A 16,669-nucleotide genomic window follows, 5' to 3' on the forward strand; every position below is an offset into this window, starting at 1 on the left:
AGCAGGGGAGGGCCGGATCCGCGTGAAGCGGATCCGGCCCTCCCTCTTTTCGTCGTGTCCGCATCACGGGCGGGGCAAGGGCCCGCGCCCGGCGGGGGCCCGCGCCTATTCGTGCGGCGGGGTGCAGGGCAGCGCGCGCCGCCGCCTCCGGTCCCGCCGCTCCCGGAAGCGGCGGAAGGCCTCGTCCCTGAGGCGCATCCCCAGCTGTTCGGCGCGCAGGAACCACACGCGCGCGGGGCGCACGAGCCTCTGGGCCCACCGGAACTCGGTGCTGAAGACGACCAGCCCCAGGATGACCGACGCCAGCCCCGGGCCGGGGATCACCATCATCAGGAGCCCGGCGAGGATCACCAGCGTGCCGACCGTGCCGACGAGGATGCGCCAGGGCAGGTGCAGCGCCGGGTGGGTGTGCATACGTCTGCGGAAGAGGCGGAGCCTGGCCCGCAGCCGTCGCCACCGCCTCGCGTGGGCACGGCGGGAGGGGGATGTCTCCGGGGCCGGTGGGCCGGTCGGTGGGCTCGGTGACATGCGCTCACAGTATTCGGTCGCAGAGACTGGGTGTATTCGGGTCCGCGGTGGCCGGTGGTCGGATGTCTGCTGATTCTCACCGATCTCGAACCCCGGATCAATGGTCTTTGGTGTGGCTGTGGACAGCTTCCTGAAAGGTGACGTTCTTTGACAGAACGTCTTCCCAGGGGGAGAGGGTTCCCTTCTGTCACCGTTCCGCCGGGATGTGGTGGCACCGGTCGGCCTGGGCGGACACGGCCGAATTCCCCGACCGAATCACCGGGGGCGGAACCGCTCCGGGGTGCGCTCCCGGGGCCGCGCGGGCGGCCCCGGAAGAGGGCGCGCGGGCCCCGGGCGCACGCCGTCGGACCTGTGGACGGCCGGGGCGGAGCCACGCCGGAGCCGATAGCATCGGGGGGGAAACGCCTGGCCGCCCCACGGGGCGGTCGGTACGCGTCAGACCGCCATCCACGTCCTTAGGAGTCACCGTGTCCGCCGCGCCTGAGCTGCACATCACCCTCGCCGGAACCCCGCGTGCGGTGGCGGCCACCACTACGGCGGGGCAGGCACTGGAGGCCGACGGCAGGACCGTCGTCGCGGCGCTCGTCAACGGCGAGCCGCGCGACCTGGACCGGGAGCTGCACGAGGGCGACGTCGTCGAGCCGATCGCGATCGACTCCGACGAGGGCAGGGCGATCCTGCGCCACTCCACCGCGCACATCCTCGCGCAGGCGGTCCAGGAGCTCTTCCCGGAGGCCCGGCTGGGCATCGGCCCGCCCGTCGAGAACGGCTTCTACTACGACTTCGACGTCGCCGAGCCGTTCACCCCCGCCGATCTCAAGAGCATCGAGAAGAAGATGCAGCAGATCATCAAGCAGGGGCAGCGCTTCGACCGCCGCGTCGTCACCGAGGAGGGCGCGCGGGCCGAGCTGGCCACCGAGCCCTACAAGCTGGAGCTGATCGGCCTCAAGGGCGGCGCCACCGAGGCCGCCGAGGGCGCCGGGGTCGAGGTGGGGGCCGGCGAGCTCACCATCTACGACAACGTCCACCCGCGCACCGGCGAGCAGTGCTGGAAGGACCTGTGCCGCGGGCCGCACCTGCCCACCACCAGGGCCGTCCCCGCGTTCAAGCTCATGCGCACCGCCGCCGCCTACTGGCGCGGCAAGGAGACCAACCCGCAGCTCCAGCGCGTCTACGGCACCGCCTGGGAGACCAAGGAAGCCCTCAAGGACTACCTGACCTTCCTGGAGGAGGCCGAGAAGCGGGACCACCGCAAGCTCGGCGCCGAGCTGGACCTGTTCTCCATCCCGGACGAGATCGGCTCCGGCCTCGCGGTCTTCCACCCCCGGGGCGGCATCATCCGCCGGGTGATGGAGGACTACTCGCGCAAGCGGCACGAGGAGAGCGGCTACGAGTTCGTCTACTCCCCGCACGCCACCAAGAGCACCCTGTTCGAGAAGTCGGGGCACCTGGACTGGTACGCGGACGGCATGTACCCCCCCATGAAGCTCGACGGCGGCCAGGACTACTACCTGAAGCCGATGAACTGCCCGATGCACAACCTGATCTTCGACGCGCGCGGGCGCTCCTACCGGGAGCTGCCGCTGCGCCTGTTCGAGTTCGGCACCGTGTACCGGTACGAGAAGTCGGGCGTGGTGCACGGCCTGACCCGGGCCCGGGGCTTCACCCAGGACGACGCCCACATCTACTGCACCGAGGAGCAGATGGCGGACGAGCTCGACTCGCTGCTGACCTTCGTGCTGGAGCTGCTGCGCGACTACGGCCTGGACGACTTCTACCTGGAGCTGTCCACCAAGGACCCGGAGAAGTACATCGGGGACGACGCGGTCTGGGACACGGCCACCGCCACCCTGCGCGAGGCCGCCGAGAAGCAGGGGCTCGAACTGGTCATGGACCCGGGGGGCGCCGCCTTCTACGGCCCCAAGATCTCGGTCCAGGCCAAGGACGCCATCGGCCGCACCTGGCAGATGTCCACGATCCAGCTGGACTTCAACCTGCCCGAGCGCTTCGACCTGGAGTACACCGCCCCGGACGGCTCCCGCCGGCGGCCGGTGATGATCCACCGCGCCCTGTTCGGCTCCATCGAGCGCTTCTTCGCCGTCCTGCTGGAGCACTACGCCGGCGCCTTCCCCGCCTGGCTGGCCCCGGTGCAGGCGGTGGGCATCCCCATCGCGGACGAGCACGTGCCCTACCTCCAGGAGGTCGCGGCCAAGCTGCGCGCCGAGGGCATCCGCGTCGAGGTGGACGCCGGGGACGACCGCATGCAGAAGAAGATCCGCAACGCCCAGAAACAGAAGGTGCCCTTCATGCTGCTGGCCGGCGACGAGGACATCAGCAAGGGCGCGGTGTCCTTCCGCTTCCGGGACGGCTCGCAGAACAACGGCGTGCCGGTCGACGAGGCCGTGGCCGAGATCGTCGCCGCCGTCCGCGAGCGCAGGTAGGGCGCCGTCGCGCCGCCGGGGAGAGGCCCCGGACGGCGCCGGACGCGCACGGCAGAGCGCCCACCCGGTCCTCCGGGCGGGCGCTTCCCCGTTCCACCCGTCGCCGCGGCCGCGGCGACGGGGTCAGCGCTGCTCTCGCGGCGCCGTGGACTCGTCGTCGTCGCGGAAGAGGTCCGCGCGGGAGATGCGCGCGGTCGCGTTGGGGTCCGGGGCGTTCTGCTCCTCCTCGTCGTCGCGGAAGAGGTCCGCGCGCGAGATGCGGTGCGTCGAGTTGGGGTCGCTCATGAGGGTTGCTACTCCTAATTGCTTCGTGGCACAGCGGATCTTATCCGTCTCCTGCGGGGGAGTCCGCCTGCCCGGGTTCGGGTGCAGGGAGCCGTGACCCCGGTCAGGGGCCCGCGGTGTGCCGCTTCCACGCCTCCGCGGGGATGCGCTCCACCATGTCGATCAGGTAGTCGGCGGCGGTGAGGGACCGGTCGGGGTCCAGGCGCATGGCGGCCCAGGTGAGGACGTAGTCGCCGCTGAAGCGTACCGGCAGCGACCGCGACCGCGGATCCGAGAGCAGCCACGCGGTCATGGCGCGGTCGAGGACGGCCCGGGCGAACCCGGCGTCGCCGACGGCGTGGAAGGCTCTGTCGAAGGCGTCGTCGGACGGCGTGAGGCGGTCCCTGCGGCGGATCTCCAGCTCGGCGTTGGGGCCGGGGGTGCGGACCGCGACGATCCGGTAGGCCTGGCGGCCCCCGGCCGCGCCGTGCCTCGGCTTGTGGGTGTGCTCGAAGATGACGACCGGGTGCCGGCCGCGGCGCCCGGAGAGGACGTGCTGGACGCGCGGGTGGGGGCCGTTGGTGGAACGCGGCAGGACCGCTTCGCCCAGCGGGGCCGGCTGGTGCTCGGCGTAGGCCCACCCGTGCTCGCGGGCCCAGCCGCGGAGCTCCGCGACGCGTTCCTTGCGAAAGTGCGCGGCGACCGCGATCGCGCCGGCCGACACCACGACGACGACCAGAGCGATCACAGGCAGGGCGCCTTCCATCCGGTGTCTCCTCCGGCTGGGGAACGTGGGGCGGCCGAGGACCCGAGGGGCCCGCCGCGGCGGGCCGGGCCTTCCGGGCCCGGAAAACAAGGGACCCGCTCTGGCCGTACGGGTCCATTCTGTGCTCATTGCTGTTACTTGTCACCCCTTGGCGTCGTCCCCCGGTGAACCGCGGAGTTCACGTACCCGTGGAGCTGTCCCCATACCCTCCCGAAACATGCGGAGCGCCGCCGAAAGCACATGCGAGGCACCGGCCGCGACCTGCGCGAAAGCCCGCGGCCGCCGCGTCCGCGGACATTCCCGGGTCTCGGCCGACGCGCTTTCTCCACATTCGCCAGAACTGCAGGTGATTCAATAGGCACTCAGGGTGAGAATTGTCCGGAACCGGTCACGGGGGCCGTCCGTGAAGCGCGGCCCGAAACGCCGTTCCCCGGGGAGCGGCACGGTCCGCCGGGCGCGCGGAGTCCGGAGGGGACGGGGCCGCGCCGGTCCCCGCGGCTCCGGGGCGGCCCCGGCGCGGACCCGAGCCGCGCCGGTCCCCGGCGGCGGGCCCCCGGCGGTCGCGCCGCGGGGAGCCGGCGCCGCCGTCCCGGCCCGGGCGCCCTCGTGCGACACTCCCGCCGTGCCGTCGCGGACGCGCGCCCGTTTTGTGGCACACCTCGCATGGAACCGGGGTCGGGCAGGGGGACCACGGGCACTTTTTGTGGGGTTCCCACAACACAGCAGATCCGCCATGGGCGATTCGGGACATTGCTGTACCCGGTGGCGATCGAGCAAGGTATAGATAGGTGGAGGCGACGCTCCGGGCTTTGGAGGTCGCCTTCTGTGCGTGGGTACTTGGGAGGCTCAACCGGTGTTCAGTCGTGTCGCCATCGTCAACCGTGGAGAGGCCGCGATGCGCCTCATCCACGCAGTTCGGGATCTTTCCGCGGAGATCGGGACGCGGATCGAGACGGTCGCCCTCTACACCGACGCCGACCGCAACGCGACCTTCGTCCGCGAGGCGGACATCGCCCACTCGCTGGGCCCGGCCTCGGCGCGCCCCTACCTCGACCACGCCGTCCTGGAGCGGGCCCTGGTCGAGACCGGGGCCGACGCCGCCTGGGTCGGCTGGGGCTTCGTCGCCGAGGATCCGGCCTTCGCGGAGCTGTGCGAGAAGATCGGCGTCACCTTCGTCGGTCCGAGCGCGGAGGCGATGCGCAGGCTCGGTGACAAGATCGGCGCCAAGCTCATCGCCGAGGAGGTCGGCGTCCCCGTCGCCCCCTGGAGCCGCGGCGAGGTCGCGACGCTGGAGGACGCCCTGCGCGCCGGGGACGAGATCGGCTACCCGCTGATGCTCAAGGCGACCGCGGGCGGCGGCGGGCGGGGCATCCGCATGGTCGCCTCGGGCGAGGACCTGGCCGAGGCCTACGAGCGCACCAGCCAGGAGGCGCTGCGCGCCTTCGGCTCCGGCGTCGTCTTCCTGGAGCGCCTGGTCACCGGCGCCCGGCACGTCGAGGTCCAGGTCATCGCCGACGGCCAGGGCACCGCGTGGGCCCTGGGCGTCCGCGACTGCTCGGTGCAGCGGCGCAACCAGAAGGTCATCGAGGAGTCCGCCTCCCCCGTCCTGGGCCCGGAGCAGACCACGGAGCTCAAGGCCTCCGCCGAACGCCTCGCCGTGGCCGTCGGCTACCGGGGCGCCTGCACCGTGGAGTTCCTCTACCACCCGGGCGAGAAGCTGTTCGCGTTCCTGGAGGTCAACACCCGGCTCCAGGTCGAGCACCCGATCACCGAGATCACCACCGGCACCGACCTGGTCCGGCTGCAGCTGCAGGTGGCGAGCGGGGAGCGGCTGGACGGCGTCCAGCCCTCCGAGACCGGGCACGCCGTCGAGGCCCGCCTCAACGCCGAGGACCCCGACCGCGACTTCGCCCCCGCCCCCGGCCGCATCGCCCGCCTGATCCTGCCCGCGGGGCCCGGCATCCGCGTCGACACCGGTGTCAGCGAGGGCGACACCATCCCGGCCGACTTCGACTCGATGATCGCGAAGATCATCGCCTACGGCCGCGACCGCGAGCAGGCGCTGGCCCGCCTGCGCCGCGCGATGGCCGAGACCACCGTCATCATCGACGGCGGCGCGACCAACAAGGGCTTCGTCGTCGACCTGCTCGACCAGCCCGAGGTGATCGACGCCAGCGCCGACACCGGCTGGATCGACAGGGTGCGCGCCGAGGGCCGCCTGACCAGCCACCGGCACGCCGCCGTCGCCCTGGCGGCCGCCGCGATCGAGGCCTACCAGGACGAGGAGGACGTCAGCCGCCGGCGGCTGCTGTCCAGCGCCCACGGCGGCCGTCCGCAGGTGCAGCACGAGAGCGGCCGCCCGCTGGACCTCAAGCTCCGCGGAGTGGGCTACCGCGTCGCCGTCGCCCGCGTCGGACAGAGGCGCTTCCGCGTCGGGGTCTCCGGCGGCGGCGACGTGCACCCGGCGGACGTCGAGGTCGAACGCTTCGACGAGCACAGCGGCCGCATCGTCGTCAACGGCCGCCGCTTCCGGCTGGTGACGGCCACCCACGGGCCGATCCACCTGGTGGAGGTCGACGGGGTCACCCACCGGATCAGCCGCGACGAGGGCGGCGTCGTGCGCTCGCCCGCGCCCGCGCTGGTCGTGTCGACGCCCTTGGCCGTCGGTGACGAGGTCGAGTCGGGCGCGCCCATCCTGGTGCTGGAGAGCATGAAGATGGAGACGGTGCTGCGCGCGCCGTTCCGTGCCCGGGTGCGCGAGTGCCCGGTGGCGGTGGGCAGCCAGGTCGAGTCCGGCGCCCCGCTGATGCGCCTGGAGCCCCTCGCGGACGAGGGGGCGGAGGAGGGCGCCGCGGCCACCGCCGAGACCGCCGAGATCGAGCTCCCCGCGGAGCCCGAGGCGGTGTCCGCGGCCGAGCGGGTCGAGCGCGGACTCCAGGACCTGCGCAGCCTGCTGCTCGGCTTCGACGTGGACCCCCACGACCGCCGGCGCGTGCTGTCGGACTACCTGGCCGCGCGGGCCGAGCTGGGCGGGCGGCCGGTCGAGGGCGAGCTGGACCTGATCACGGTGTTCGCCGACCTGTCCGAGCTGAGCCGCAACAAGCCGGCCGGCGACACCGAGACCGAGCCGCGCAGCCCCGTGCACAGCCCGCGCGAGTTCTTCCACAGCTACCTCCAGAGCCTGGACGTCGAGCGGGCCGGGCTCCCCGAGAGCTTCCGGACCAAGCTCCGCACGGTCCTCGCCCACTACGGCATCACCGACCTCGACCGCACGCCCGAGCTGGAGGCCGCGGTCTTCCGGATCTGCCTGGCGCTCCACCGGATGCCGACCGACGTCGCGGTCGTGTCGGAGCTGCTGCGCCGCTGGCTGGCCGGGCCACTGCCCCTGGAGTCGCTGGGGGAGCGGGCCGGACGCGCCCTGGAACACCTCGTCGAGGCCACGCAGGTGCGCTTCCCCGCGGTGTCCGACCTCGCCCGCGGCGTGGTGTTCCGCTGGTTCGCCCAGCCGCTGCTGCGCCGCAACCGCGCCGAGGTCTACGCCTCCGTGCGCGACGGTCTGCGCTACCTGGACCGCAACCCGGACGCGCCGGACCGCGCGGAGCGGATCCAGACCATGGTGGCCAGCGCCGAACCGCTGGTCAGGCTGATCGGCCAGCGGATCGGGCGGCCCGGCCGCGACCACGCGCCGCTGCTGGAGGTCCTGACCCGCCGCTACTACGGCAACCGGGGGCTGTCCGACGTCGCCGTCCGGGAGGCCGCGGGCTGCCGGTTCGTCACCGCCGACCACACCGGCCACGAAGGGGCGACGCGCCTGGTGACCACCGCTGTCGACATCGCCTCCCTGCCCGACGCGGTCGGGGCGGTCGGCGGGTTCGCCGACGACGCCGCCGGGCGCGGCCTGGTCGCCGACCTCTACGTCACGTGGGACGGCCAGCCGGACGCCGACGAGATGGCGGTGCGGCTCGGACGGATCCTCACCGAGCACCCGCTCCCCGAGGGCGTCCGCCGGATCACCACCACCGTCGCGGGCACCAGCGGCGCGGTGATGCACCACCACTTCACCTTCCGGCCCGGCGACGACGGCCTCACCGAGGACCGGCTGATCCGCGGGCTGCACCCGCAGATCGCCCGCCGCCTCCAGCTGCAGCGGCTGCGCGAGTTCGACCTCACGCGCCTGCCGTCGGCCGACGAGGAGATCTACCTCTTCAAGGCCGTGGCGCGCGGCAACCCGGCCGACGAGCGCCTCATCGCGATGGGGCAGGTCCGCGACCTGACGCCGCTGCGCGACGCCGACGGCCGCCTCGTCGCACTGCCCGTGGTGGAGGACACGATCGCGGGCTGCCTGGACGCGATCCGCAACATCCGGGCGCAGGGGCCGCAGAACCGGCGCTTCGACACCAACCGGATCATGATGTACGTCTGGCCGGCGACCGAGCTGACCCCCGAGGAGCTCGACACGCTGGTCCAGCGCATCCTGCCCACCACGGAGGGGGCCGGACTGGAGGAGGTCCAGTTCGTCGCCCGCCAGCGCACCGCCGAGGGCGAGCTGACCGAGGTCGCCGTGCGGATCACCCTCGACCCGGGCCACGGCGCGCGCATGCACGTCGACAAGCCCTCGACCGAACCGGTGCCGCCGCTGGACGACTACCGCCAGAAGGTGCTGCGCGCGGCCCGCCGCGGCACCACCTACCCGTACGAGCTGACCGGCCTGCTCGCCGGCCCGGAGGGCCGCTTCGTCGAGCACGACCTCGACGAGCACGGCGTCCTCGCGCCGGTGGACCGGCCCAGGGGCGGGAACACCGCGGCGATCGTCGCGGGCGTCGTCACGACGCCCACCGCGCGGCACCCCGAGGGCGTCACCCGCGTCGTGCTGCTCGGGGACCCCACCAAGGCGCTGGGCGCGCTGTCGGAGCCGGAGTGCAGGCGGGTCGTCGCCGCGATCGACCTGGCCGAGCGGATGCGGGTCCCCCTGGAGTGGTTCGCCCTCTCCGCGGGCGCGCGCATCTCGATGTCCTCGGGAACCGAGAACATGGACTGGGTCGCGGCCGCTCTGAAGCGGATCGTCACCTACACCCAGGACGGCGGCGAGATCAACATCGTGGTCGCGGGCATCAACGTCGGCGCGCAGCCGTACTGGAACGCCGAGGCGACGATGCTCATGCACACCAAGGGCATCCTCGTGATGACGCCGGACTCGGCGATGGTGCTCACCGGCAAGCAGTCGCTGGACTTCTCCGGCGGCGTGTCGGCCGAGGACAACTTCGGCATCGGCGGCTACGACCGCGTGATGGGGCCGAACGGCCAGGCCCAGTACTGGGCGCCCAACCTGCCGGCCGCCCGGGACGTGCTGATGGCGCACTACGACCACACCTACGTGGTCCCGGGGGAGGGGGCGCCGCGCAAGGCGGACACGGTCGACCCGGTCGACCGCGACGTCTCGGACTTCCCGCACGAGATCGACGGCAGCGACTTCACCACGGTCGGCCAGATCTTCTCCGTCGAGCACAACCCGGACCGCAAGAAGCCGTTCGACATCCGCACGGTGATGCGCGCCCTCTCCGACCAGGACCACCTGACGCTGGAGCGCTGGGCGGGGATGGCCGACGCCGACACGTCGGCGGTCCAGGACGTGCACATCGGCGGCTGGCCGGTCTGCCTGATCGGCATCGAGTCGCGGTCGGTGGCACGGCGCGGCTTCCCGCCCACCGACGGGCCGGACACCTACACCGCGGGCACGCTGTTCCCGCGGTCGTCGAAGAAGACCGCGCGGGCGATCAACGCGGCCTCCGGCAACCGGCCGCTGGTCGTGCTGGCCAACCTGTCCGGGTTCGACGGTTCCCCGGAGTCGATGCGCAACCTCCAGCTGGAGTACGGGGCGGAGATCGGCCGGGCGATCGTGAACTTCGACGGGCCCATCGTGTTCTGCGTGATCTCCCGCTACCACGGCGGCGCGTTCGTGGTGTTCTCCAAGGCGCTCAACCCGAACATGACGGTGCTGGCGCTGGAGGGCTCCTACGCCTCCGTGCTCGGCGGCGCCCCCGCGGCGGCCGTGGTGTTCTCCGGCGAGGTGAACAAGCGGACGGCGAACGACCCGAGGGTGACGGAGCTGCACGCCCGGGTCTCGGCGGCCGACGCCGCCGAGCGGGCGGCGCTGAGCGCCCGTCTGGCCGAGGTGCAGTCCGCGGTCAGGGCGGAGAAGCTCGGTGAGGTCGCCGCGGAGTTCGACGCGGTGCACAGCATCCAGCGCGCCGTCGAGGTCGGCTCGGTGGACGCGATCATCAGCGCCGCCGAACTGCGGCCGAGGATCATCGAGGCCATCGAGCACGGCATGAAGCGCTGACGTCCCGCGGGACCGGCCGTGCGGGGGCACGGCCGGTCCCGGCGCTCCCGGGGCCGGGAGGGCTCAGGGCCAGGTGACGACCACCCGGGTGTGGCGCTTGTCGATGACGAACCCGTCCGGGAGCGCCCGGTCGGGGACGCCGGCCGGGTGGACGGTGAAGACCGGGCCCGGACCGGACCGGTGGTCGCGGTCCCAGTCCCGCATCCGTCCCGCGAGCCGGGCCGCGAGGTCCTCGGCGCGGCGTCCGTGCGCGTGGACGACGAACTCCGGACGCCCCGTCCCGGCGCCCGCGTGCCCGGGCGCGCCCAGGTAGGCGAAGCCGCCGTCCTCCGCCAGGGCGGGGGTGCCCGTGGACCAGGCGGGACGGACCAGGCCGCGGGCGACGGCCTGCGGCGTGGCGGTGAGCAGGCAGAAGCCCGGAAGGGCGGTGGCCAGCCACAGGTCCGGTCCGGTGAAGGGGTCGGCGTGCCCGGGCGCGACCCCCGAGCGCAGGTCCACGCGCGGGGAGGCCGCCGCGTCCGCCAGGGGCGCCGCGTCGGGGGCCGGACCGTCCTCGACGAGCAGGCCCACCTCGTCGCCGTGCAGCGGCACGCGGAGCACGGCGCTCTCGCCCGCCCCCTGCATCGGCACGAACCCGCACGGTTCCTCGGACCGGCTCACGAGGTGGCCGCCGTCCGGTTCCAGGGCGAGGGAGCGGGTGAGGCCGCGCAGGCGGAGCGGTGCGACGATCCGGCCGCCCGGGGCCAGCTGTCCGGGCCACGCGGGCGGGATGTCCCAGGTTCCGACGGTGACGACGATCCGGTCGAAGGGCGCGCGGTCGGGGAGGCCGAACTCGCCGTCCGCGAGGACGACGTCCACCCGGCCGTGGCCCGCCCCGTCCAGCGCGGAGCGGGCCCGGGCGGTGACGCCGGGGTCGATGTCGACGGTGGTGACCGAGCCCGCGGGGCCGACCAGTTCGCTGAGCAGGGCGGCGTTGTAGCCGCCCGAGCCGATCTCCAGGACGCGGTGGCCCGGTTCGACCCGGAGCTGGTCGAGCATCGTGGCGACCATGGCCGGTTGGGAGACCGAGCTCGTGGGGAGCCCCGCGGGGTCCGTCCTGGTGACGACGGGGATGTCGGCGTAGGCCCGCTCCAGGGACCGGCCGGGGAGGAAGAGGTGGCGGGGCACCGTCCGCAGGGCGGCCTCGACCCGGGGCGCCAGGGGGCGGCCGAGCCGCGCGCTCCGGGCCGCGACCCCGTCCACCAGGGCCTCGCGCAGGCGTTCGGGGGTGTTCGCGTCGTCGTCCACCGGGTCCTCCTCCGCGGCCGGGGCGAGGGGCTGCACCTCCATGATGGCACCTCCTCCGCGACCGGCCCCGGACCTCCCGGGCATGGGCGGCCGGGCACGGCGGCGGCAGGGGAGGCGCCGGGGGCCGCCTCCGCGGCGACGGTCCGGGCGTCAGACCACGGGCGCGTCGACCTGTGCCCGCGGGGCGGGGCGACGGGGCGCGGGCCGCGGGGGGAGGCCGGCGGGGGAGGACAGCGCCGGGTCGCGGGCCAGGATCTGGCCGTGCAGCCGTTCCAGCTCGGGGCTCGGGTCCACCCCCAGCTCCTCCACCAGGCGGGCGCGCATGGTCCGGTACGCGGCGAGCGCCTCGGCGCAGCGGCCGTCGCGGTACAGGGCCGTCATCTGGAGGCCCCAGAGGCGTTCGTGCAGCGGGTGGGAGCCGATCACCGGGTACAGCCGCGCGAGGACCTCGGTGTGCCGCCCCTGGGAGAGGTGGATGTCCATGAGGGTCTCGAAGCAGGTGAGCCGCTGTTCGTCCAGGTGCGTGTGGGTGAGGGCCAGGTCGCCGTCGAGAGGCGTGTCCTGGAGGGTGGCGCCGCGCCACAGGCCGAGCGCCTCCTCCAGGGTCCGCGCGGCCTCGGCCGGCCGTCCCCCCTCGAGCGTGCGCAGCCCCCGCCGCAGCATGGCGGCGAAGACGGCGGAGTCCAGCTCGTGCTCCCCGACCCGGATGCGGTAGCCCTCCCCGCTGGTCTCGATGCGGTCGATCCGCTGCCGCAGCTGCGAGACGTAGGTCTTGAGGTTGCCCCGGGCGGAACGGGGCGGACCGTCGCCCCAGACGTTGTTGATCAACTGCACGCAGGGGACCGCCGTATTCGCGCGCACGAGGAGGGCGGCGAGGAGTTGCCGGTGCTTTTTGCGGTTGATCGGTATGGAATTACCGGAATCGTCCATGACTTCGAGCGGACCGAGCAATCTGAAGTCCATGAGTATCTCTGATCGTCGTCGTTCCGGCGCGCCGCCATGAAACAGGACTGTCGGCCGGAGTGCCGATTCTTCTCACGTTCTGACCCGCCCGTTGGTGCGCAAACAGGCCATGTCCGATGGTGTGCGAAGAGTAACACGGGGTCACGATCGGCAGCCGTGAATGGCCGGTCCCGGCCGTCCGGGCCTCGAATACTACGGCATTCGGACTGTCCGTAAAAGAGCTCCGCGGGCCGGGTGGAGAAATGAATCCGGAGTGTACCCCCGGTGTACCCGCCGGTGGTTGTCTGTCGATTGCCAACCAGGCGCACACCGAGAAAGGAACCGAACATGGTCAGCATGATCGCGTCGCTGGGCGATCGCATACTCCGGTCGGTCGTTCCGCAGGTCAGGGTCGAGGCGGCCGCCTGCGGCCCGTGGAGGGACTCGCACTGCAACCGCTGCGGCTTCTTCTGGACCAACAAGGTCCAGTACCAGAAGCGCACCTGCGGCAGCGAGACCCAGGTGCGCGAGCTGGACTGCGGCACCTGCTAGTCGGGCCGCCCCGCGCGGGGCGCCGACCCGGTGGCGGGGCCCCGCTCCGCCACCCCCGTCCGGTGCGCAACGAGGAGGTACGTCGTGGTCTTCGTGGTCGTCGCAGTGGCCCTGGTCGGCGCACTGGGGATCCTGAACCTGTTGTTGGCGATCGGGGTGGTGCGCAGGCTGCGGGAGCACACCGCACTGCTGGAGGGGCGTCCGGGTGCGGCCGACGACGACCTCCCCGCGTCGGCGGCCCCCGTCGGGACCCGGGTCGGCGCGTTCCGGGCGCGCTCCACCCTGGGCTGCGAACTCGCCTTCGAGGAGACGGCCGTCCCCCTCCTGGTGGCCGTCCTGTCCCCCGACTGCTCCCCGTGCCGTGAACGCCTGCCCCTCGTCCTCGACCACGCCGCCCGGCGTCCGGGCGAGCGGGTCCTCGCCGTGGTGATCGAGGAGGGCGGGCTCGAGGACGGGATGGTCGCCCTGCTGGAGCCGGCCGTGCCGGTGGTGGTCGAACCCTGGGACGGTGCGCTGCCCCGCCTCCTCGACGTCCGGGGGACCCCCTGCTTCGTGACGGTGGTCGGGGGCGTGGTGACGGCCACCAGCGTCTTCGCGCCCCGGCCCGGCGGCGTGGCCCTCGGCCCGGCGGCCGGGTGAGCGATGGAGGACGCGCACGGGCGGCACGGGAACGGCCGGCGCCAGGTCGCCGCGGGCCTTCCCCCCGCCCTCCGGCTCGTGTGGGGTGCGGGCCGCTGGTGGGCGCTCGGCCTGACGGCGCTGGCCGTGACGGCGGGCGCGGTACCGGTCGCCAACGCCTGGCTCATGCGCACGGTGCTCAACGACCTCGCCGTGGGCGCGGCGCCGGCGGCCGTCCTCGCCGCGGCCGCCGCGCTGGCGGTCCTCGGAGTCGCGACGGCCGTGACCACGGCGCTGCAGGCGTACGCCGAGGACGAGCTGGGCCGCAGGGTCGGCCTCCACGCGGACGACCGCCTGTTCACGGCCGTCAACCGGCTCCCCGGCCTCGGGCGGTTCGAGGACCCGGCCTTCCTCGACCGCCTGCGGCTGGCGGCCGACAACGGCGGGCAGACCCCGACACAGGTCCTCCAGGCCGCTCTCGGGCTGGTCGCCGGGCTCGTGACGGTCCTCGGCTTCGTCGGCTCCCTCGTGGTGATCCACCCGGTGCTGGCCGGGGTCGTCCTCCTCGGGACCCTGCCCGCGCTGTGGGGGCAGCTCGGGCTGTCGCGCAGACGGGCCGCCATGATCTGGAGGCTGGGCCCGGTCGAGCGCAGGGAGCTGTTCTACCGCGACCTGATGTCGAGTGCGGAGGCCGCGAAGGAGATCCGCCTCTTCGGGCTCGGCGACATGCTCCGCGGGCGCATGCTGACCGAACGGCGCAGGGCCAACGACGAGAACCGGCGCATGGACCGGCGCGACATGTCCGTCCAGGTCGCCGCCGGACTCCTGTCCGCCCTGATCTCCGGCGGGGGGCTGGTGTGGGTGGTCCTCCGGGCGGACGCCGGCTCGGGGGCCGTGGGGGACGTGGCGCTGTACATCGCCGCGGTCGGCGCGGTGCAGCAGGGGATGGCGGGCATGATCTCGCTCCTGGCCCAGGCCCACCAGCGCCTGCTCCTGTTCACCCACTACCGCGACGTCGTCGCGGTCGAACCGGACCTGGCCTCCGGGACGGGCGGGGTCGGCCCGCTGACCGGCCGTATCGAGCTGCGCGACGTGTGGTTCCGCTACACCCCCGACCAGCCCTGGGTCCTGCGCGGCGTGGACCTGGACATCCCGGCGGGGACGGCCCTGGGCCTGGTGGGGCTCAACGGATCGGGCAAGAGCACCCTCGTCAAGCTGCTGTGCCGGTTCTACGACCCCGACCGCGGCACCATCGCCTGGGACGGGACCGACATCCGCGACGTCGCCCCCGCGGTCCTGCGCGAGCGGATCGGCGCCGTGTTCCAGGACTACATGACCTATGACATGACCGCCGCCGAGAACATCGGGCTGGGCGACCGGTCCCGGGCCGGGGACCGTGCGGCGATCGAGGCCGCGGCCCGCCGCGCGGGTGTCCACGACGCGGTCGCCGCCCTCCCCCACGGGTACGACACGCTCATCACCCGGATCTTCTACCAGGGGGACGGGAACGGGCAGGGGGTCGACCTCTCCGGCGGGCAGCAGCAGAGGGTCGCGATCGCCCGCGCCCTGCTCCGCGAGGAGCGGGACCTGCTCATCCTCGACGAGCCCAGCGCCGGGCTGGACGCGGAGGCCGAGTACGAACTGCACACGCGGCTCAGGGAGCAGCGCCGGGGCCGCACCAGCCTCCTGGTCTCCCACCGGCTCGGCGCCCTGCGCGACGCGGACCGCATCGTCGTGCTCGACGGCGGGACGATCGCCGAGTCGGGGACGCACGGGGAGCTGATGGCGGTGGACGGCGTGTACGCCCGGCTGTTCTCGATCCAGGCCGAGGGGTACCGCCGGGACGGGGGCGACCACGAGGACGAGAGGCGTCGCCGGGACGAGGGGGCCCCGTGCTGACCGCGATCGGCGCGGCGGTCGCGCTCGCCCTCCCGGCCGCCGCGCTGGGGGCGCTCCTGTGGGTCCGCCGCAGGATCTTCGTCGCGGTGGTGTCGGGGGAGAGCATGCTGCCCACGCTCCGCCACGGGGACCGGATGCTCTCCGCGCGCACGAACAGGGGCACGGTGATCGCCCCGCGCCAACTCGTGGTCCTGAGCGATCCGCAGACCCCGGTGATCCGTGACGAGCGCAACCGGCGCAGGCCCAACTACCTGGTCAAGCGGGTGGCGGCGGTGGCCGGCGACCCGCTGCCCGCCGGTGTCGCGGGCCCCGGGGGGACCCGGACCGTCCCGGAGGGCTGCGTGGTGGTCCTGGGCGACAACCCGGGCCACAGCCTCGACTCGCGCGGGTTCGGCCCGGTCCCGGTGGGCCGCGTCGTCGGAACCGTGCTGCGCCGGTTGGAGGGATGACGCCGATGCCGTGGGACCACCTGCTGCCCGGCGCGGCGGCCCTGCTCGCGACGGTCTTCGCCGCCTCGGCGTTCGGCAAGGCCCGGGACCCCCGCGGCTTCGCCGCGTCGCTGGAACCCCTGCGACTGCTGCCGCCGCGGCTGCTGCCCCTCGCGACGCGGTCCGTCCCCGCCGCGGAGGCCGCCGTGGTCGCGGCCTTCGGGGGCTGCGCGTCGGGGGCCGAACAGCTGGGCCGGGTCGCCTTCGGGGGCTCGTTCGCCCTGCTGTGCGTGTTCACGGTGGTGATCGTGTCGTCCCTCCGGCGCGGGCCGTCGGCGCGCTGCCACTGCTTCGGGAGGGCGGGGGCGGCCTACGCGCCGCGCCACGTGGCGCGCAACGCCGTGCTGGGCGCCGTCGCCGCGGCGGGGGCGCTGGCCCCGGCCCCGGCGGCGGCGCCCGAGCCGGCCGGTGTGCTGCTGGCCGTTCTGGCGGGGGGCGTCGCCGGGCTCCTCGTCGTCGTCATGGACGACGTCGTGGACCTGTTCGCCCCGGCCGCCCGGCCGCGCCGCGGGTAGCGGTCGGCCGGGCGCCGCACCGGCACCGC

12 protein-coding genes are annotated in these 16,669 nt (G+C 73.7%); 7 read left to right on the forward strand and 5 right to left on the reverse strand.

The features are described 5' to 3' along the window. Positions 1-105: 105 nt before the first annotated feature. Complete coding sequence (locus ACQPYD_RS07695) at positions 106-414, reverse strand: PGPGW domain-containing protein (protein ID WP_433700371.1); 309 nt, start codon at positions 412-414, stop codon at positions 106-108. Between the two features lie 581 nt (positions 415-995). Between ACQPYD_RS07695 and thrS the strand changes: the two genes are divergently transcribed. Next, positions 996-2,969 carry a threonine--tRNA ligase gene (thrS, locus tag ACQPYD_RS07700; protein ID WP_433700372.1) on the forward strand — a complete coding sequence of 658 codons (1,974 nt, stop codon included), beginning with the start codon at positions 996-998 and terminating at the stop codon, positions 2,967-2,969. Positions 2,970-3,092: 123 nt separating this feature from the next. Here thrS and ACQPYD_RS07705 read toward each other — a convergent pair whose 3' ends face one another. Continuing rightward, positions 3,093-3,254 carry a hypothetical protein gene (locus ACQPYD_RS07705; RefSeq protein ID WP_267948765.1) on the reverse strand — a complete coding sequence of 54 codons (162 nt, stop codon included), beginning with the start codon at positions 3,252-3,254 and terminating at the stop codon, positions 3,093-3,095. Between the two features lie 103 nt (positions 3,255-3,357). Then, complete coding sequence (locus ACQPYD_RS07710; RefSeq protein ID WP_433700373.1) at positions 3,358-3,999, reverse strand: hypothetical protein; 642 nt, start codon at positions 3,997-3,999, stop codon at positions 3,358-3,360. Between the two features lie 853 nt (positions 4,000-4,852). On the opposite strand from ACQPYD_RS07710, the gene ACQPYD_RS07715 reads away from it, so the two are divergent. Continuing rightward, the gene (locus tag ACQPYD_RS07715) at positions 4,853-10,339 is read left to right on the forward strand and encodes a carboxyl transferase domain-containing protein (protein ID WP_433700374.1); all 5,487 of its coding nucleotides are present in this window, start codon (positions 4,853-4,855) and stop codon (positions 10,337-10,339) included. Positions 10,340-10,402: 63 nt separating this feature from the next. Here the strand turns inward: ACQPYD_RS07715 and fxlM are convergent, their stop codons facing one another. Together fxlM and ACQPYD_RS07725 are read right to left on the reverse strand one after the other, a co-directional pair. Then, a complete protein-coding gene (fxlM, locus tag ACQPYD_RS07720; protein ID WP_433700375.1) occupies positions 10,403-11,668 on the reverse strand; it encodes a methyltransferase, FxLD system in 1,266 nt (421 codons plus the stop codon). Positions 11,669-11,776: 108 nt separating this feature from the next. After that, positions 11,777-12,556: an AfsR/SARP family transcriptional regulator gene (locus ACQPYD_RS07725; protein ID WP_433700376.1), complete on the reverse strand. Its 780-nt coding sequence runs from the start codon at positions 12,554-12,556 to the stop codon at positions 11,777-11,779. A gap of 360 nt (positions 12,557-12,916) precedes the next feature. Here ACQPYD_RS07725 and ACQPYD_RS07730 point away from each other — a divergent pair, with 360 nt between their 5' ends. The 5 genes from ACQPYD_RS07730 (at position 12,917) to ACQPYD_RS07750 (ending at position 16,640) form a co-directional block, all read left to right on the forward strand. Next, positions 12,917-13,120 (forward strand): hypothetical protein, encoded by a 204-nt coding sequence (locus tag ACQPYD_RS07730; protein WP_267948770.1) that lies wholly within the window; start codon positions 12,917-12,919, stop codon positions 13,118-13,120. A gap of 84 nt (positions 13,121-13,204) precedes the next feature. Next, positions 13,205-13,759 carry a hypothetical protein gene (locus ACQPYD_RS07735; RefSeq protein ID WP_433700377.1) on the forward strand — a complete coding sequence of 185 codons (555 nt, stop codon included), beginning with the start codon at positions 13,205-13,207 and terminating at the stop codon, positions 13,757-13,759. Positions 13,760-13,762: 3 nt separating this feature from the next. Further along, positions 13,763-15,637, forward strand: a complete 1,875-nt coding sequence (locus tag ACQPYD_RS07740) for an ABC transporter ATP-binding protein (protein ID WP_433700378.1) — start codon at positions 13,763-13,765, stop codon at positions 15,635-15,637. Then, positions 15,631-16,086, forward strand: a complete 456-nt coding sequence (locus ACQPYD_RS07745) for a S26 family signal peptidase (RefSeq protein ID WP_433700379.1) — start codon at positions 15,631-15,633, stop codon at positions 16,084-16,086. The genes ACQPYD_RS07740 and ACQPYD_RS07745 overlap by 7 nt, the downstream gene beginning before the upstream one ends. A 5-nt stretch (positions 16,087-16,091) precedes the next feature. Continuing rightward, positions 16,092-16,640: a MauE/DoxX family redox-associated membrane protein gene (locus tag ACQPYD_RS07750; RefSeq protein ID WP_433700380.1), complete on the forward strand. Its 549-nt coding sequence runs from the start codon at positions 16,092-16,094 to the stop codon at positions 16,638-16,640. Positions 16,641-16,669 lie beyond the last annotated feature (29 nt).

The organism is Nocardiopsis sp. CA-288880, assembly GCF_050955985.1.
Classification (GTDB): Bacteria; Actinomycetota; Actinomycetes; order Streptosporangiales; family Streptosporangiaceae; genus Nocardiopsis; species Nocardiopsis tropica.